Source organism: Mesorhizobium sp. L-2-11, assembly GCF_016756595.1.
Taxonomy (GTDB): domain Bacteria; phylum Pseudomonadota; class Alphaproteobacteria; order Rhizobiales; family Rhizobiaceae; genus Mesorhizobium.
The window spans coordinates 5,907,596-5,924,853 of the sequence record NZ_AP023257.1; the positions used below are offsets into that span (position 1 = coordinate 5,907,596).

Annotated in this window: 15 protein-coding genes and 2 pseudogenes; 15 read left to right on the forward strand and 2 right to left on the reverse strand. The window is 61.0% G+C overall.

Going from position 1 to position 17,258, the window contains the following annotated elements; genetic code table 11:
- Positions 1 to 175: 175 nt before the first annotated feature.
- Positions 176 to 475 carry a DUF6958 family protein gene (locus tag JG739_RS28145; protein WP_202364370.1) on the reverse strand — a complete coding sequence of 100 codons (300 nt, stop codon included), beginning with the start codon at positions 473 to 475 and terminating at the stop codon, positions 176 to 178.
- Positions 468 to 1,040 (reverse strand): GFA family protein, encoded by a 573-nt coding sequence (locus tag JG739_RS28150; protein ID WP_244749602.1) that lies wholly within the window; start codon positions 1,038 to 1,040, stop codon positions 468 to 470. Before JG739_RS28150 ends, JG739_RS28145 begins: the two co-directional genes overlap by 8 nt.
- A gap of 19 nt (positions 1,041 to 1,059) precedes the next feature.
- Between JG739_RS28150 and JG739_RS28155 the strand changes: the two genes are divergently transcribed.
- The 15 genes and pseudogenes from JG739_RS28155 (at position 1,060) to JG739_RS28225 (ending at position 17,084) form a co-directional block, all read left to right on the forward strand.
- Entirely contained in the window at positions 1,060 to 1,446 is a 387-nt protein-coding gene (locus tag JG739_RS28155) for a transposase (protein WP_183445375.1), read from the forward strand.
- Entirely contained in the window at positions 1,443 to 1,787 is a 345-nt protein-coding gene (gene tnpB / locus JG739_RS28160) for an IS66 family insertion sequence element accessory protein TnpB (RefSeq protein WP_183445374.1), read from the forward strand. Before JG739_RS28155 ends, tnpB begins: the two co-directional genes overlap by 4 nt.
- A gap of 76 nt (positions 1,788 to 1,863) precedes the next feature.
- The gene (tnpC, locus tag JG739_RS28165; protein WP_183445373.1) at positions 1,864 to 3,504 is read left to right on the forward strand and encodes an IS66 family transposase; all 1,641 of its coding nucleotides are present in this window, start codon (positions 1,864 to 1,866) and stop codon (positions 3,502 to 3,504) included.
- A gap of 254 nt (positions 3,505 to 3,758) precedes the next feature.
- Positions 3,759 to 4,424 carry a TetR/AcrR family transcriptional regulator gene (locus JG739_RS28170; RefSeq protein ID WP_202364371.1) on the forward strand — a complete coding sequence of 222 codons (666 nt, stop codon included), beginning with the start codon at positions 3,759 to 3,761 and terminating at the stop codon, positions 4,422 to 4,424.
- Between the two features lie 398 nt (positions 4,425 to 4,822).
- On the forward strand, positions 4,823 to 5,320 hold the full coding sequence (locus JG739_RS28175) for a DinB family protein (RefSeq protein ID WP_202364372.1): 498 nt from the start codon (positions 4,823 to 4,825) through the stop codon (positions 5,318 to 5,320).
- Between the two features lie 1,150 nt (positions 5,321 to 6,470).
- Entirely contained in the window at positions 6,471 to 8,060 is a 1,590-nt protein-coding gene (locus JG739_RS28180) for a VOC family protein (protein WP_202364373.1), read from the forward strand.
- A gap of 287 nt (positions 8,061 to 8,347) precedes the next feature.
- Positions 8,348 to 9,742 carry an ATP-binding protein gene (locus JG739_RS28185; protein ID WP_244749603.1) on the forward strand — a complete coding sequence of 465 codons (1,395 nt, stop codon included), beginning with the start codon at positions 8,348 to 8,350 and terminating at the stop codon, positions 9,740 to 9,742.
- 23 nt (positions 9,743 to 9,765) lie between these two features.
- On the forward strand, positions 9,766 to 10,413 hold the full coding sequence (locus JG739_RS28190; RefSeq protein ID WP_202367680.1) for a response regulator transcription factor: 648 nt from the start codon (positions 9,766 to 9,768) through the stop codon (positions 10,411 to 10,413).
- Positions 10,414 to 10,516: 103 nt separating this feature from the next.
- Positions 10,517 to 10,909 carry a response regulator transcription factor gene (locus tag JG739_RS28195; RefSeq protein ID WP_202364375.1) on the forward strand — a complete coding sequence of 131 codons (393 nt, stop codon included), beginning with the start codon at positions 10,517 to 10,519 and terminating at the stop codon, positions 10,907 to 10,909.
- 114 nt (positions 10,910 to 11,023) lie between these two features.
- A complete protein-coding gene (locus JG739_RS28200; RefSeq protein ID WP_202364376.1) occupies positions 11,024 to 11,680 on the forward strand; it encodes a hydrolase in 657 nt (218 codons plus the stop codon).
- A gap of 87 nt (positions 11,681 to 11,767) precedes the next feature.
- Positions 11,768 to 12,064, forward strand: a complete 297-nt coding sequence (locus tag JG739_RS28205; RefSeq protein ID WP_202364377.1) for a XapX domain-containing protein — start codon at positions 11,768 to 11,770, stop codon at positions 12,062 to 12,064.
- A pseudogene (locus tag JG739_RS28210) lies at positions 12,064 to 14,031 on the forward strand (amidohydrolase). Before JG739_RS28205 ends, JG739_RS28210 begins: the two are co-directional and overlap by 1 nt.
- Before the next feature lie 15 nt (positions 14,032 to 14,046).
- Entirely contained in the window at positions 14,047 to 14,502 is a 456-nt protein-coding gene (locus JG739_RS28215) for a DoxX family protein (RefSeq protein WP_202364378.1), read from the forward strand.
- On the forward strand, positions 14,499 to 16,145 hold the full coding sequence (locus JG739_RS28220) for an MFS transporter (protein ID WP_202364379.1): 1,647 nt from the start codon (positions 14,499 to 14,501) through the stop codon (positions 16,143 to 16,145). Before JG739_RS28215 ends, JG739_RS28220 begins: the two co-directional genes overlap by 4 nt.
- Before the next feature lie 117 nt (positions 16,146 to 16,262).
- Positions 16,263 to 17,084: pseudogene (locus tag JG739_RS28225) on the forward strand (alpha/beta fold hydrolase).
- Positions 17,085 to 17,258: the final 174 nt, after the last annotated feature.

The following is a 17,258-nucleotide window of genomic DNA, read 5'->3' on the forward strand; positions in this document are numbered from 1 at the left end:
TTTTGACCACCACGCGGCAAATCGTGAAAGTCGTTGAGTTCCCAACGCGACCGTGTTGCGGCCGTCCTCGACGGTCCCCTCCTGGCGCTACCTCGTTCCGATCGACCAGACGAATGGCCATTCCACCATTTCGGACGTGATCTCAGAATGTGCCCCCAAAATGTCGGCAGACGTATCAAAGACACTTGAAAAGTCTGACCGGCTTTCCCGGACCGCGCTGGATGATGCCCTTGGCCTCCAAATCCAGTTGAACGGCCTTCAACCACCATCCAGCCTTCGCGCCACCGGGGAATTCGGCCTCGGATAGGTGGGGTAGGATGGCGATGTTCGCCTCGGCCACCGTAAGCCCAGGTGCCTGCTCGGGGAGTGCAGCCAGCAGAGCGTGGCGCATGGCCATGTATTTGGCCTTGTTGACCCGCTCCGTATGGTGCGGCGACGTTATGCTCTCAATGAGGATTTTTTCATCGTCAGGCATCGATAGCTCCTTTGACAGCAACCTCGGGTACTTTGAAGCCCATCGCAATCCACGCGACGAGCAGCCTGCCATAGAAGCCGGCCGTAGCCAGTGCACTGGAAGGCACGTCGTCCGGCACGCTGGCGCGATCGGGGGCATCCTGGGTCATTGTGCGCAGTTCGAGGGGCGGGAGATCATTACGCTTCCAGAGATTGCCGTAGAGGCTAAGCCAGTGGCCACCCTTGAACTCTAGAAAGATGGGAGTGCTGCAGCAGGACGCCAGAACACGCCGCGTTGACGCGCTAGGCCCGAGGCGGAATTCCCGCAAGTTTTCGGTTCCGGCCAAAAGGCTGATCCGATCCTTCCGATAAAGGACGTAGCGCGTACCGCCGTGGATCGTTCGGATCGCCTCCGGCACGGGAAGCATCTCCAGCCTTCTGGCCGCATCACCACAGCTCTTGCAGTGGCATTCCGCGCTGATGATGGGTGTGCCATGCACTTCGAGGCAAAAGGTTCCGCAGGCGCAACGTAAGCGCGTAGGCGTCCCCACGTAGCGTGCAGGCGGTTGATCGCTCATTTTCAGCATGAATCATGCGGAGAATCCTATGAGCGACAGTATGAGCCATCATCGAACATTCGAGATTTTGACGGCGGAGCCTGTGCCGTCCCGACGCAAGCCGCGCCATCGGTCGGACGAAGAGAAGGCACGGCTTGTCGCCGAAGCGTTCTCGCCAGGGGGCAATGTCTCGGCGGTTGCGCGTTCCGAGGGGCTGGACCCCTCGCAGCTCTATGCGTGGCGCCGCAAGGCGCTTTCGTCGGGCATGGTTGCGCCACTGACGGAGGGAGCGAGCAAGCCGGCGAAGTTCACGCGCTTTGAAGCGGTGGGCAGCGACACGGTGGAAATCGTCATTGGCGACGCAGTGGTGCGCGCCGGCGGCGATGTCGATCCCGATCGCCTGGCGAGGATCATCCGCGCGGTTCGTAAGGCATGATCGCTTCCGGTGTGGTGGTTTACGTGTCGTGCCAGCCGGTCGACTTCCGCAAGGGCGCGGCATCTTTGATGGCGCTGGTCAGGGATGGCGGCCTGGACCCATTCTCGGGGGCACTTCACGTATTCCGTTCGAAGCGTGCGGACCGGGTTCGCATCGTGTGGTGGGACGGCAGCGGGGTTTGTCTTTATTCGAAGACTCTGGAAGATCACAGCTTCTGCTGGCCGGGGATATCGGCCGCGCGCATGCGTCTCGACCACGCCCAGTTGATGGCGCTTCTGGCCGGACTGGACTGGAAAAAGATTCGTCCGGCCAGGGTCAGGCGGCCGTTATCGACGGGCTGAAACCGGCCTGCGGCAAGATGAATCATGCGGCTGGAACGGTTGGGAAAGCGGCTGTTTTTGTGCTCTGTTGCTTGCCATGGTTCTACCGGGTCTTGCCCTTCCCGACGACGTTGATGCGCTGAAGGCGATGATCCTTTCCATGGCTCGCGAGCAGGCTGCAAGCGAGGCCCGGATCGCAGTCGCCGACGCTCGGATCGCAGCATCTGAGGCGGAGGTCGCCCGGCTGAAAGCTGTCGAGAAAAGCGCCAGCGAGCGGATCGCCAATCTCACGTCAATCCTGAAAGTTTTACAGCGCACGCAACATGGCACGCGTTCCGAGCGGCTACGCCTGGCCATCGACGACGAGCAGGCCTCCTTTGCCTTCGAAGAGGTCGAGACCGGCCTTTCGGAAATCCGGAGCGAACTCGACCGCGCGGTCGGGAACAAGCCGAAGCGCGCCCCGCGTCCGCGCAAGGGCTTTGCTGCCCACCTCGAACGCATCGAGGAGGTCGTCGAGCCGGAAATCCCGGCCGACTGCGAGGGGCTTGAAAAGGTTCTGATCGGCGAGGATCGATCCGAGCGGCTGGACGTCGTGCCGCCGAAGTTCCAGGTCATCGTCACGCGCCGTCCCAAATACGCCTTCCGGGGCCGTGACGGCGTGGTCCAGGCTCTGGCGCCGGCGCACATCATCGAAAGCGGGCTGCCGACGGAGCGGCTGCTCGCCTATATCGCCGTCTCCAAATACGCCGACGGCCTCCCGCTTTATCGGCAGGAGGCGATCTATCTGCGCGACGGCGTCGAGATCAGCCGGTCGTTGATGGCGCAGTGGATGGGGCATCTGGGCTTCGAGCTGCAGATGCTTGCTGATTACATACTGGAGCGCATCAAGGAGGGCGAAAGGGTCTTCGCCGACGAGACGACCTTGCCCACCCTTGCCCCTGGTTCCGGGAAAACCACGAAAGCCTGGTTGTGGGCCTACGCACGGGATGACCGACCCTATGGCGGAACCAGTCCGCCAATGGTTGCCTATCGTTTTGAAGACAGCAGAGGTGCGGATTGCGTGGCGCGCCACCTCGCCGGATTCAGCGGTATCCTGCAAGTGGATGGCTACTCGGCCTATACCAACCTGGTCAAGGCACGGGCCAAAGCCGGCAGCAATGAAACAATCCGGCTCGCCGGGTGCTGGGCTCACCTGCGGCGCAAATTCTACGACCTGCACATCAGCGGGGTCTCGCAGGCCGCGACGGATTCGATCATCGCCATGACCGAATTGTGGAAGGTCGAGGACGAGGTCCGCGGCAAGGATGCCGGAAGCCGCGCCGCGCTACGTCAGGAAAAGTCCGTGGCCATTGTCGCGAGCCTCTTCGATCTATGGGAAGCGGAACTGGGCAAGGTCTCCGGAAAATCCAAGACCGCCGAGGCGATCCGCTACGCGCTCACCCGGCGGGAGGCGCTGGAACGCTTTCTGATGGACGGTCGCATCGAAATCGACTCCAATATCGTCGAGCGTGCAATCAGGCCCCAGACGATCACGCGAAAGAATAGTCTATTCGCCGGCAGCCACGGCGGTGGACGAACCTGGGCGACGGTAGCCACCTTGCTGCAAACCTGCAAAATGAACAGCGTCGATCCGCTCGACTGGCTCTCGCAGACCTTGACCCGCATCGCTCAAGGCTGGCCGGCATCCGAAATCGAAATGCTCATGCCTTGGAACTTTAGGCCTGACGTTATCGGCTGACCGCTTACGGCGCAACTCAGGTGGGTTGTCTTCGTTTTCATGACGTTGCTCACTTTGGGGTGGCCAGACGGCCGCCGGAGATAGCTAGATTGTCCGCATCGGTCGGGCTAAACCACAGGTCGCAGGCCGTTGTCGCTGGGCCCAGCGCGTTGCATTGTCCTGCGCTAAGATCAAACTAGACCGTTTGGTTCTATGCCAAGACTAGACGGTTCAGTTTGATTATGTCAAGTAAGGTTCGCCAACGGAGTTCGAAAATGTCGATACCGGCTGTTGAAGCCGACCTGGCCCATGGCCCTGGCAAGCGCTCGGAGCGCAAGCATGCCGCCATCGTCAGCGCCGCGGCCGAAGTCTTTCTGAGCACTGGCTATGCTGGAGCCAGCATGGACGAAATCGCCAGCCGGTCTGGCGTGTCCAAGCAGACGGTCTACAAGCACTTCTCAAGCAAGGAGGCGCTGTTCGCCGCGGTGATGAGCCAGATGATGGGCGAGGCAGATACTGCCGTTCACACAGGCCTGCCCAATGTCGAAGACCGCTCTCAGCTCGAAGCCTATCTGCTCGACTATGCCGTCCGGCAGCTCACCATCGTCCTCACACCCGGGCTGATGCAGTTGCGCCGGCTTGTGATTGCGGAGGCGCGACGCTTCCCGGAACTAGCCAAGGCGCTTTACGCGCGCGGCCCCGCACGGGCGCTCGAGGTCATGGGTAGCGCCTTCGAACAATTGGCCGACAAGAACCTGCTACAGTTCTCTGATGCGACGGTGGCCGCATCGCAGTTCAACTGGCTAGTGATGGCGGACCCGGTTAACCGGGTCATGATGCTGGGAGACGAGGCGATTCCGACCCAGCAGGAGATTCGCCGGCATGCCGAGGCGGCCATCGCCACGTTCCTTGCCGCATTCCTGCATCCAGACCAGCGATGAAGTGGAGCATACCCAAGCGCCCAATGGCTGGTAGTTCGCATCGCGAGGCGCTCAGTGCCCCGCTTTGGGCTCAATCAGGCCGTTCACTAGGATTTCTCCAGCGGCAGCAACGGGTCGACTCGAGCCGTTGCGCGAAGGGCAGTTTTTGAGAAGGGCCACGAGTGTCGTGAAATGGCGCACGTGATCGGTTGCTGCGTTCTGCCTACAGATTGCCTGATGAAGCTCGGGAAAGTCCGGCCAAGGTGGGAGATTGCCGTTCGGCGTGGTTTTGCCGAACGGCTCAATAGAGGACGAAGCCGTCATTCGCTGCGGATACGAAATCCGCGCGCTTGCGGCGCCCCAAACGGCAAGGCGGGGCTGGAAACAGCCAACATCGAAAACCATTGGAGCCCGAGAAAATGATCTCAGCCGAATACTGCCGACTTATGGCCCGTTACAACACCTGGCAGAATGCCTCTTTGGTAACTGCCGCTGATGGGCTCACTAATGTGGATCGCTGGAAGGATCGAGGTGCGTTCTTCCAATCGATCGCAGCTACATTGAACCATATTTATTGGGCTGATGCCCTGATGCTACAGCGTTTAAAGGGGAACGAGCGCCCAGAGGAAACCATCAAGCACTCCCTCACAAGCCCATCGGATTGGGATGACTTCAAAACGCTCCGTTTGCAACGGAACGAGGAAATCGAAGAGTGGGCAGCACGATTGCTCGACGCGGACCTCAACGGGATAGTTGTTTGGTATCCTGGGGACGGTTCAACGCGGATCGAGAAGCCAAAGGCTCTCTGTGCTATTCAACTCTTCAACCACCAGACCCACCACCGGGGTCAGGTCCACGCGATGCTGACAGCAGCAGGCGCAGAACCAGAGCCAACTGACCTTTCGATGCTTCCATAGCTTGTCCGCTCTGGGCTCAATCGAGCCGTTCGTCGTGCTTGACGTGGACGACCGCAGAGGGTCGACTCCGGCCTATGGCTGAAGGTCAGCCAACGAGGCGCGCTGCGAATGACCGGTAGTGGCCTACCTGCTCGTTACGATCGACGAGACGAATAGCAATATTCCACGATTTCGGACGTTCAGCCGGCCAGTTCGCGTCGACGCTGCCTGCGCGGTAGAAATACGAATGCCGTCCGATCTGTACGACCAGCGCCGGCCGCATCCATAGGCCAAGCTCGGCAGTTGTGGGGCGAGGGCTTCTGCGTCTTCGGCAACCGTTAGCGGAAGCTCGTTTGCGCCCCGGCGAATTCACGCCCATGAACCAAGCGCGACCTTCGCCGGCCCATTTTGCTGCCCGATAGCCGACATCCGCAAACCAGCGCTGATGACCCGAAGCCGAGGATCATTAAATGCGCATAGAGGAAAGCATGTATGCCGAGCCTTCCACCGGGAATGGTCCACGGACCATGTATCCCGTGTCGACGGAATGCCGTCTCTCCGGCCGCCAGCCCAAGCGGTCGGGTGTGAGATGCACCTCGATGCGGTCACCTTCGAAGTCGAGATGTGCACGAATGTCTCTAGGGTCGGGATTTCCGGGGCCACTATGTCTAGGAGGATCAGGGTGTTTGCGTCTATCCGAATGGCCACTACGGCATCCAGGTCTGGAAGATGTACAAGCCTTGCCTCCGGCGTCAGAGCCGCCTTCAAAAGGAACAATGAGGAATGATCGCACGCCGATGCAAACAACGAGGTCGGAGCACGACGGGAGAAGAGATCGAGCAACATTGCGACGTCTTCCTTCGCTTCAAGGACGCTTAGCAGCAACCCAACCGGGGCAAGCTACCGCACATGGCGCAACTTTCCTGTTTGAGAACCGGAAGGATTGACCCCGAGTTGGGCTCTGTAGCCTGAGCGCGAACGGCTGCTTGCCCCCGAATGTGGACGTTGGTCCACCTCGACTTGCAAACGCGCAAGCGGAGGCTGCCGATCAGCGGGCGTGTTGACTGAAGAGGCAGCGTAGCGGCAATAACAAGACTCCTGTCGACGTTTCCGCAAGCGCAATTCCAATGGCAGGCTCATGTCCGCGGCTGTTCAAGACAGGAGGTGCATAATGGATAACGACGACGGCGAACGGCGTCATGCACAATGCAACGGTAATCCGACCTCCGGCATCCACCACGTCACGCTGATTACCCGGCGTGTGCAGGCCAACGTCGATTTTTACGTCGGCTTCCTTGGTCTGCGCCTGGTTAAACGGATCGGAGGTTTTGAAGACGGCGAACAGCTTCATCTCTTCTACGGTGATCGCCTTGGCTCGCCCGGCTCACTGGTGACCTTCCTCGTTTGGGAAGACGGTTCGCCGGGGCGCGTGGGCACCGGTCAGGTGTCGGAAATCGCTTTGGCTGTTCCACAATCCACTATCGGCGAATGGATGACCCGGGCACTTTCCCAAGGCGTTACAGTCGAGGGTCCTGTCCGGGAATTCGGCGAGCCGGTTCTGCGTCTGAAGGACCCAGACGGCATCATCGTGAAGCTCGTAGGAGCTGACATCGCCTCTGACAGCCACCGGGGCCACGACGCGGTCGCATGCCGGCTGCGTGCCGTCACGATCCTGACTGACAAGCCTGAGGAAACGATGTCGTTTCTCGAGCGTTTCGGCTACGGCGGTCGCCGAAATGAGGGTGCGATCACCCGCATGTTCTCCGATACCGATGCCGTCGATGTTCGTGATGCATCGGGCTATGTGCCGGGCATTCCAGGCACCGGCACCGTCGACCATGCCGCGTTCCGCGCCGCGGATGTTGACGCCGTGAAAAAGGCCGAGACAGAGTTCTCCCGACTGAATTCCTCACCTACAAACTTCCATGACCGGAAATATTTCACTTCGCTCTACGTGCGCGAGCCCGGCGGAACGCTGTTCGAGCTGGCGACAGAGGGTCCCGGGTTTACTGTAGACGAGCAGCCGGAGCGGCTCGGTCAGACCTTGTTCATTCCACCCGGTGACAGTGACCGGGCCGAAGACCTCAAGGTTATGCTGCCGCAGTTCGCGATGCCGGGAAAGCCGCGGATACCGCGACGCGAACTGCCCTTCGTGCATCGCCTCTATGTGCCCGAGGAGCCGGACGAAAGCACCATCGTGCTGCTTCACGGCACGGGCGGCTCCGAGGCCGACCTGATGCCGGTCGCGCGCTGGATCGCGCCGCAGGCGACGCTCCTTGGCTTACGCGGCCGCAGCCATGAGGAGGGCGTGGCACGCTGGTTCCGCCGCTTGGAGACGGGTTTCGACCAGGACGACATCAAGACCGAGGCCGAGGCTTTCGAGGCATTTGTCGACGGAGCGATCAGCGGCTACGGTCTCAATCGCACGCGCATGACGTTTCTTGGGTATTCCAACGGGGCGAACTTCATTGCCGCCGTGGTGGGCCTCCGTCCCAAGGCAGTCCGCCGCGCCATACTGCTGCGACCGACACCTGTGCTGGATGTACTGCCGGCGGTCGATCTCACGGGCGCTAAGGTCCTGATGCTCAGTGGGGCGCACGATCCCTTCGGGCGCAACGCCTCAGTCCTGCAAGACTGGTTCAGGTACTCCCGCGCAGCGCTTGATGCGCACACATTCGATGCCGGACACGAACTCGTAGCCATGGACACTGCCTTTTCACGGGAATGGCTGCAACAGAATGGGGAAGGATCGGAGAGCTGAACAGAGGTCTGCAGGAACAGCAACCCGGGTCCACGCGGACGCCTAACGGACACTCGATTGATAGCGAGTCCGCACCCGTCTCCGGAGTACAGACGGTGAGCTTACGCGAAGAGTTGCCGGCTGGGCCGCAGCCGTACTTGCTTTCGAACTCACGACCTACGAGGCATCAAACACTGTTTGCGCTGTGCATCTCGGCCGTCCTGGCATGTGCTTGCCTGGCCGCGGTGCCATTCGCGAGAATCCGCCTCGAGGGCACGGAAGGGTTGCTCCCAGCCTATGCCGCCGCCATGCTGCTCGTCGAGGTAATCACGGCTGCCTTGCTGCTGGCGACGTATTCGGTACAGCGCTCCCTGGCAGTCCTCGTCCTGTCCAGCGCATACCTGTTTTCCGGGCTTCTCGCGCTGCCTTGGGCACTCACGTTTCCGGGCGTATTCGACGCTTTCGGGCTGGACACGGGCATGCAGAGCACGGCGACGATTGCTGCTGTCAGGCGCCTGGGTTTCGCGCTGCTGGTTCTCGCCTATGCGGTCCTGCGGAACCAGGACGGGCGGACCGAAGAGCCGCCTGTTTCGTCGCGGCCAATTCTGACAAGTGTCGGCATGGTCGGGCTCTGTGTGGCTCTGCTTACGCTGGCAGTGTTCTTGGACCCCGGCACGCTTCCCGAATTCATGGTGAGCACCCGGGATGTGTCAGGCCTTTGGAGCTATGTCTCGGCGACTGCCCTGATTCTCTACGCGACCACCCTTCTGATTTTGTTGCGCGGTCGGCGCTCTGTTCTCGACCTGTGGCTGATCGTCGTCATCGTGACCCTCTCGATCGAGATAATCCTGCTGTCATACGTCAGCGGGGGTATACGGCTCAGCGTCGGATGGTGGGCTGGCCGCGTGTACGGCCTTGTCTCGGCAAGCATTGTTCTGCTGGCGCTCTTGTCGCAGACGACTGCGCTCCATGCGAAGCTCGCCCATGCCGTGTCTCAGGAACGGCGGATAAGGGAGTCACGCCTCACGATGATGGAGGCTCTGTCGGCCTCGATCGCGCACGAGATCAACCAGCCCTTGTCGAGCATGGTTACGAACGCCAACGCCGCGGCAAGATGGCTCGACAAGCCGCGCCCGGAAATCGATGAAGCGCAAGACGCCATCGAAGACATCGTTAGCGACGGCCATCGTGCCGGGAGGATCATTGAGGGGATTCGAATGATCTTTCAGAAGTCGTCCCGAGACCGCGAGTTACTGGACGTTAAAACCCTGGTGAAGGATGTACTTCGACGCTGGCAAGCGGATGCGCGGCGTACAGGCGTTGCGCTAGAGACATATCTGGAGGAAGAACCTGTCACTGTTGTCGGGAACCGCGTTCAGTTACAGCAGGTGATTTCGAACCTCGTCGCCAACCCGATCGATGCTGTAAACGAGGCTACAGGCGGCGAACGGGTCGTACAATTGCGGACCCGCCAGCACGATCGAAATTGGGTCCAAGTGTCCGTTGAAGACACCGGACCAGGCGTAGCTCTCGACGACGCAGACCGCATATTCGAGGCGTTCTTTACAACCAAACCCGAGGGCATGGGAATGGGCCTGATGTTCTGTCGTTCGGTGATAGAATCCCACGGAGGGCGGCTCTGGTTGGAGAGAGACCGTCCGGGCGGCGCGGCGTTCCGCTTTACGCTGCCACGCTTGGAATGATCTGCAAGACGAGAGATTCTCCGATGACCTCTGATCAAGCGACCGTGTATGTGGTGGATGATGATCCCTCCGTGCGGGCATCTATCGACAGATTATTTCGGTCGATAGGCCATGCCGTCCTTACATTCGAGACGACCCAGTCATTCCTTGCCGAAGCTCAAAGACTTGGGCCAGGATGCCTCATCCTTGACGTCCGACTCCCGAATGTCAGCGGACTTGAATTCCAGCGCGAACTCGCGACGCAGGGTGTGGGGGTGCCGATCGTGTTCATTACCGGCCATGGCGACATACCGATGTCTGTCGCTGCCATGAAGGCCGGGGCGATCGAATTCCTCACCAAGCCATTTCGGGATCAGGACCTCATCGATGCTGTTCACAGGGGCCTCGAACGGGACCGCGTCCAAAGGGAGGGAGCCCGCACGTTGGAGATTGTCCGCCAGCGCTTCGCCTCGCTCACGCCACGCGAGCAGGAGGTCATGTCCCGCGTTGTCGCCGGATTGATGAACAAGCAGATCGCGGGCGAACTTCAGCTAAGCGAGGTCACGGTCAAGGTCCACAGGGCGCAGGTGATGCGCAAGATGGGCGTGAAGACCCTTCCCGACCTGGTGCGGATCGCCGACCGAGTCGGTGCCAACACCATAAAGCCGCAGACGGACTATCCCACCGTATAATTGCTCCCGACCGACTTCGCGTCGCATGGTGTTTGTCACGTAAGCAATGCCACGGGCGGATCCTCCGCACGCCGGAATGAGATGCGAAGGTGACAGAAGGCGAATGTATTGTCCAGATCCGCTGATCGCACTCATCGACGATGATGCGTCGGCGCGGAACGCCACCAGGGCACTGGTACGCTCACTGGGCTTTTCGGTTGTTGTTTTCGGGAGTGCTGAGGAATTCCTAGCATCAAACGCCGTGAACGAGGCGGCGTGTCTGGTAACGGATCTGAGGATGCCGGGAATGACGGGGCTTGAGCTTTGCCGCCATTTGGTCACCACGGAAAGACCCATTCCGACAATCTTGGTGACCGCGTTTCCGGACGAGGTGAGCCGCGCGATAGCCGAGAGATCAGGCGTGACGGCTTATCTGGTCAAACCGCTGGAGTCGGATCGTCTGTTAAGATCCATTCGCTCGTCCATCGGTGGTGGGGCGGTCCCATTCAGTTCCTAGCATTTGAACCCAAACCCTGCCCGAAACCTCAATTTCCGTTCTTGCGGGACGCGGCACGACCAAACCCCCGCCCCCGAAACCTTTCAATCATCCTCAGAAAACCAGGAGAACAAAATGACGCTTTCCGCTACGCCGACGGCCGGCTCGATGCTCGTGTCGCCGAAGGACCACACGCTACTCATGATCGACTTCCAGTCGCAGATGTCGTTCGCGACGAAGTCTATCGACGCCGTCACGCTCCGCAACAACGCCGCACTGGTCGCACATGCCGCCGCCGGCTTCGGCGTTTCGACGATCCTGACGACGGTCGCCGAAAAGACCTTCTCCGGTCCTATGTACCAGGAGATCACCGACGCCTTCCCCGGCCAGCCGCTGCTCGACCGCACCTCGATGAACACATGGGAGGACGCCGCGGTCATCGAGGAAGTCAACGCCATCGGCAAGAAGCGTCTGGTATTCTGCGGCTTGTGGACCTCCGTCTGTATCGTCGGCCCGACGCTTTCTGCGCTCGACCAGGGCTTTGAAGTTTATGTAATTGCCGACGCCTGCGGCGACATCGCGGACGAAGCACACGAACGCGCCATGGACCGCATGGTGCAGGCCGGCGTGCGGCCAATGACCTCGCTCCAGTACATGCTCGAACTGCAGCGCGACTGGGCACGCACCGAAACCTACGAGATGACGACCGGCATCGCCAAGAAGTTCGGCGGAGCCTACGGACTCGGCATCATTTACGCGAAGACAATGTTCGGCGCGTCCGAAGCGCACTGATCCCGCTCAAGACCAGACGCCTCGGCAGTCCCGTCCATCGCTCCTGCTGTCGGGACTGCCTTCCAAACCGGACGAAAGGACATGCCGATGAAAATATATCTATTCGCTCTTGTGGCCGGACTTCTCGTCGGGGTCATTTACAGTCTCCTCAACGTCCGTTCTCCGGCGCCGCCGGTGATCGCGCTCGTGGGCCTGTTCGGCATCCTGGTCGGCGAGCAGATCATGCCCTTCGCCAAGACGCTCTGGAACAAGGAACCTGCAGCCATCACTTGGCTGAACCAGATCAAGCCGCACATGTTCGGCCATCTGCCCAAGGGAGAGCGGGGCACTTCCGGCGCTCGTGCGATAGCAAGCCGTGTTCCACCTACAGGGAAGGCGAGCTGATGCCGACGCGACGCACGCTTCTCGGCGCGGCATCGAGCCTCGCGCTTTCAGATCTCTTGTCGCCAGCATCCGCCACGGGAGAAACCTCCATGACCGCAGACGTCATCCTGCATCACGGCCTCGTCACCACGCTCGACCGAAGCAACCCACACGCCACGGCGGTCGCCGTCAAGGACGGCAAGTTCCTCGCGGTCGGCCACGACAGGGAGATCATGGCGCTTGCTGGACCTGGCACGAAGGTGATCGACCTCAAGGGCAAGCGCGTCCTGCCGGGCCTGATCGACAACCACACGCATGTCGTTCGCGGTGGCCTCAATTACAATATGGAACTGCGCTGGGATGGCGTGCGCTCGCTTGCCGACGCCATGGACATGCTGAAGCGTCAGGTAGCGATCACCCCGCCTCCGCAATGGGTCCGGGCAGTCGGCGGCTTTACCGAGCATCAATTCGTCGAAAAGCGCCTGCCGACGCTCGACGAGATCAACGCTGTCGCCCCCGACACGCCGGTCTTCCTGCTGCATCTCTACGATCGCGCAATGTTGAACGGGGCAGCGCTTCGCGCGGTCGGCTACACGAAGGACACGCCGAACCCGTCCGGCGGAGAAATCGTTCGTGACGCCAGCGGCAACCCCACAGGCATGCTCCTCGCAAAGCCCAACGCAGGCATTCTCTATTCGACACTCGCCAAGGGGCCGAAGCTCCCCTTCGACTACCAGGTCAACTCGACCCGCCACTTCATGCGCGAGTTGAACCGCCTCGGCATCACCGGTGTCATTGATGCAGGCGGCGGCTACCAGAACTATCCCGATGACTACGCGGTCATCCAGAAGCTGTCCGACGAAGGTCAGATGACAGTTCGGCTTGCCTACAATCTCTTCACTCAAAAGCCGAAGGAGGAGAAGCAGGATTTCCTCAACTGGACCTCTTCGGTGAAGTACAAGCAGGGCAACGACTATTTCCGTCACAATGGCGCCGGCGAGATGCTGGTGTTCTCCGCCGCCGACTTCGAGGATTTCCGCCAGCCACGTCCGGACATGCCGCCTGAGATGGAAGGCGAGCTTGAAGAGGTCGTCCGCGTGCTCGCCTAGAACCGTTGGCCCTGGCGTCTGCATGCCACTTACGACGAGACGATCGCCCGCGCGCTCGACGTGTTCGAGAAGGTCAACCAGGACATCCCGCTCGCGGGCCTGAACTGGTTTTTCGATCATGCCGAGACGATTTCGGAACGGTCGATCGACCGGATCGCTGCGCTTGGCGGCGGCATCGCCACCCAACACCGCATGGCCTACCAAGGCGAATATTTCGTCGAACGGTACGGACATGGTGCCGCCGAGGCGACACCGCCGATAGCCAAGATGCTGGAGAAGGGCGTCCATGTCTCCGCCGGCACCGACGCAACGCGCGTCGCCTCCTATAATCCGTGGGTGTCGCTCTCGTGGATGATCACCGGAAAGACTCTCGGCGGCATGCAGCTTCATCCGCGCCACAACTGCCTTGACCGCGAGACGGCGCTTCGCATGTGGACCGAGAACGTGACCTGGTTCTCGAACGAGGAAGGCAAGAAGGGCCGGATCGAGAAAAGCCAGTTCGCCGACCTGATCGTGCCGGACAAGGACTTCTTTAGCTGCGCCGAGGACGAGATCTCGTTCCTGACGTCCGATCTCACAATGGTCGGCGGCAAGATCGTCTACGGGGCCGGCCCGTTCTCCGATTTCAACGAAAATGACATTCCGCCGGCCATGCCGGACTGGTCTCCGGTGCGCACTTTTGGCGGCTATGCCGCTTGGGGCGAACCGGAGGGAGCGGGCAAGCACTCCCTCCGCCGAACTTCGATCGCAACATGCGGCTGCGCCAATAACTGCAACATCCATGGCCATGATCACGCCTCAGCATGGACATCCCAGCTGCCGATCTCCGATCTCAAGGGCTTCTTCGGTGCGCTCGGCTGCGCCTGCTGGGCCATGTAGGGGGAGAACGAGACAATGACTACAATCTCGACGCAAGCACGCGCAGCGTCCTACGCGCGACCCCTTGCGTCTCCGCCGCTCGGCTTCCTCGCGTTGCTAGCTCTGTGCTCGGCGTACATCCAGGGGCCGTTGATGAAAATATACGATTTCGACGGCGCGATCGCGGAGATGAACCACTTTGGCCTGACGCCCGCTCCGCTGTTCGCTGTCGCGGTCATCTTTTTCGAACTGGTGATGTCGGCGCTGATCCTTCTCGGCATCTTCCGCTGGGCGGCCGCGCTCTGCCTGGCTGGCTTCACGCTGATGGCGACGTTCCTGGCGCTGCGCTTCTGGGAGCTGCCGTCCGGCATGGAGCGCATGATGGCGACCAACGGGTTTTTCGAGCATCTCGGTCTCGCGGGCGCTTTCGTGCTCGTTGCCTGGCATGATCTGCGTGAGCGCACTGTTTCCGGAAAGGTGCAGGCGCTATGACAGACGGGGCTGCCTCGACAAGTGGCTTTGCGCCGCTGCGCCAGAAGGTCTTCGCAATCCTTTGGATCGCGACGGTCGTCGGCAACACCGGAAGTTTCATCCGCGATGTCGCCAGTTCGTGGCTGGTGACCGAGCTGTCGGCGGGGCCGGCGGCCGTTGCGATGGTGCAGGCTGCCGCTACGCTTCCGATTTTCCTGCTGGCGATTCCGGCTGGCGTGCTCTCGGATATTCTCGACCGCCGCAAATTCCTGATCTTTATACAGCTCCTTCTCGCGGCCGTAAGCACCGGGCTCATGCTTCTTTCTGCGACTGGCCTTCAATCGGTCAGTTCGTTGATCGCGCTCACCTTTGTGGGAGGCATCGGCGCGGCGCTGATGGCTCCCACATGGCAGGCGATTGTTCCCGAGCTTGTGGCGAAGCAAGACGTCAAGAGCGCCGTCGCCCTGAACTCGCTCGGCATCAACATTGCCCGTTCGATCGGCCCGGCGCTCGGTGGTCTGCTGCTTGCCTGGTTCGGCGCGGCGGTCACCTATGGCGTCGACGTCATCAGCTATGCGTTCGTCATCGCGGCACTGTTTTGGTGGAAGCGCGCCGCCGCCGCTGACGATGCGCTTTCCGAGCATTTCTTTGGAGCCTTCCGCGCGGGGGTCCGCTATGCAAGGGCCAGTCGCGAACTGCACGTCGTGCTGTTGCGCGCGGCTGTTTTCTTCGCATTCTCCAGCGCCGTCTGGGCGCTGCTTCCTCTCGTCGCGCGCGATCTTCTCGGCGGGAACGCGGGCCTCTACGGCATCCTTCTTGGCGCCGTAGGCGTTGGCGCGATTGGTGGCGCCTTGATCATGCCGAGGCTACGGGCGCGCTTCGATGCCGATGCGCTCCTGCTCGGTGCGGCAGCCGTCACGGCAACCGTCATGGGCGTACTGTCGTTCGCGCCGCCGCAGTGGACAGCCATCATCGCGCTTCTTGCCCTTGGCGCGGCCTGGATCACGGCGCTCACCACCTTGAATGGCGCTGCACAGGCAATCCTGCCCAACTGGGTGCGGGGCCGCTCGCTGGCCGTCTATCTGACCGTCTTCAACGGTGCGATGACGGCGGGAAGTCTCGCCTGGGGCGCTGTCGCCCAGGCGCTGGGCATCCCGCTTGCTCTGATCATCAGTGCCATTGGCCTTGCCGCAGCCGGGCTTCTCTTCCATTTCGTTAAGCTGCCGAAGGGCGAGTTCGATCTTGTCGCCTCAAACCATTGGCCCGAACCGTTGGTCGCCGCACCCGTCGACAACGACCGCGGTCCGGTCCTCATCATCATCGAGTATAAAGTCGACAAAGCCGAGCGTCCGAATTTCCTGAAGGCACTGGCGAAGCTTTCGAACGAACGCCGTCGCGACGGGGCGTACGGCTGGGGAGTGACGGAGGATGCGGCTGAGCCGGAAAAGGTAGTGGAATGGTTTGTGGTCGAATCATGGGCCGAGCACCTGCGCCAACACCGGCGTGTTTCCAAGGCCGATGCAGACGTCCAAGAGGAGGTCCGCCGCTTCCATAAGGGGCCGGGAGGCCCGACCGTTCGGCACCTCCTCGCGATCAACCGTCCCGCACGAGAGATTCCCGATGAACCCGAAGGAATAGACCTTGCGGCAATCATTCGAATCTGAACTCCAACTCACGCGCCGCGACACGCTTCTTTCCGGAGCAGTGCTCACAGCCTCCCTCACTTTGCCGGCACGGGCGAGTGCGGCTCCATCACCACTTCAACGAAAGGAGAAAATCCGATGGGTACCATCACCACCAAGGACGGAACCAAGATCGCCTACAAGGACTGGGGTAAAGGCCAGCCAATCCTGTTCAGCCACGGCTGGCCGCTTGCGGGAGACGCCTGGGAGGCGCAGATGCTGTTCTTTGGCCAGAACGGATATCGCGTCATCGCCCATGACCGCCGAAGCCATGGCGGTTCCGACCAGACCTGGGACGGCAACAACATGGACCAGTACGCCGACGACCTGGCCGAATTGATCGAGACGCTCGATCTGAAGGACCTGATCATGATCGGCCATTCGACGGGCGGGGGCGAAGTTGCGCATTACATCGGCCGTCACGGTTCCAAGCGCGTCGCCAAGGTCGTGCTGGTCGGTGCCGTGCCGCCGCTGATGCTAAAGACGGAAGCCAATCCGGAAGGTACGCCGCTTGAGGTGTTTGACGGCATCCGCAAAGGCACGGCAACCAACCGTTCGCAGTTCTTCAAGGACCTGACGATGCCGTTTTATGGCTTCAATCGCGACGGTGCGAAAGTCAACGACGGGCTGCGCGAGAGCTTCTGGCTGATGGGCATGCAGGGCGGCATTAAGGGTGAGTACGACTGCATCCACGAATTCTCGGAAGTCGACTAGACCGCAGACCTGGAGAAGATCGACAAGCCGACTCTCGTCATTCATGGCGAGGACGACCAGATCGTGCCGATCGCCGCTTCGGCCGAGAAGACGGCAAAAATCGTAAAGGGTGCGGAGCTCAGGGTTTACAAGAACGGCTGCCACGGACTGGCCCAAGTTGATCCCGATACCTTCAACGCAGACGTTTTGGCGTTCATCAAGGGTTAGCCAGATCGCGCACTGCCGTTCTGTCCGCGTCCCCTCTCTCGGCTGCCGTGCTCGCGGCGACAGCCGAGACTTGGGTATCAGCGGAGAGTGCTCGCAGCTTCGACGTCGGACTCCAAACACGAGCGAAGTAGCCCGGTAAGGCCGGCCGGGTTCCCGTCGCGAGCAAATCGACAC

Excerpts from the sequence above, each read along its gene's own strand:
- JG739_RS28145 (WP_202364370.1), bottom strand. The coding sequence starts at position 475 with ATGCCTGACGATGAAAAAATCCTCATTGAGAGCATAACGTCGCCGCAC.
- JG739_RS28150 (WP_244749602.1), bottom strand. The coding sequence starts at position 1,040 with ATGCTGAAAATGAGCGATCAACCGCCTGCACGCTACGTGGGGACGCCT.
- JG739_RS28155 (WP_183445375.1), top strand. The coding sequence starts at position 1,060 with ATGAGCGACAGTATGAGCCATCATCGAACATTCGAGATTTTGACGGCG.
- tnpB (WP_183445374.1), top strand. The coding sequence starts at position 1,443 with ATGATCGCTTCCGGTGTGGTGGTTTACGTGTCGTGCCAGCCGGTCGAC.
- tnpC (WP_183445373.1), top strand. The coding sequence starts at position 1,864 with ATGGTTCTACCGGGTCTTGCCCTTCCCGACGACGTTGATGCGCTGAAG.
- JG739_RS28170 (WP_202364371.1), top strand. The coding sequence starts at position 3,759 with ATGTCGATACCGGCTGTTGAAGCCGACCTGGCCCATGGCCCTGGCAAG.
- JG739_RS28175 (WP_202364372.1), top strand. The coding sequence starts at position 4,823 with ATGATCTCAGCCGAATACTGCCGACTTATGGCCCGTTACAACACCTGG.
- JG739_RS28180 (WP_202364373.1), top strand. The coding sequence starts at position 6,471 with ATGGATAACGACGACGGCGAACGGCGTCATGCACAATGCAACGGTAAT.
- JG739_RS28185 (WP_244749603.1), top strand. The coding sequence starts at position 8,348 with ATGCTGCTCGTCGAGGTAATCACGGCTGCCTTGCTGCTGGCGACGTAT.
- JG739_RS28190 (WP_202367680.1), top strand. The coding sequence starts at position 9,766 with ATGACCTCTGATCAAGCGACCGTGTATGTGGTGGATGATGATCCCTCC.
- JG739_RS28195 (WP_202364375.1), top strand. The coding sequence starts at position 10,517 with ATGTATTGTCCAGATCCGCTGATCGCACTCATCGACGATGATGCGTCG.
- JG739_RS28200 (WP_202364376.1), top strand. The coding sequence starts at position 11,024 with ATGACGCTTTCCGCTACGCCGACGGCCGGCTCGATGCTCGTGTCGCCG.
- JG739_RS28205 (WP_202364377.1), top strand. The coding sequence starts at position 11,768 with ATGAAAATATATCTATTCGCTCTTGTGGCCGGACTTCTCGTCGGGGTC.
- JG739_RS28215 (WP_202364378.1), top strand. The coding sequence starts at position 14,047 with ATGACTACAATCTCGACGCAAGCACGCGCAGCGTCCTACGCGCGACCC.
- JG739_RS28220 (WP_202364379.1), top strand. The coding sequence starts at position 14,499 with ATGACAGACGGGGCTGCCTCGACAAGTGGCTTTGCGCCGCTGCGCCAG.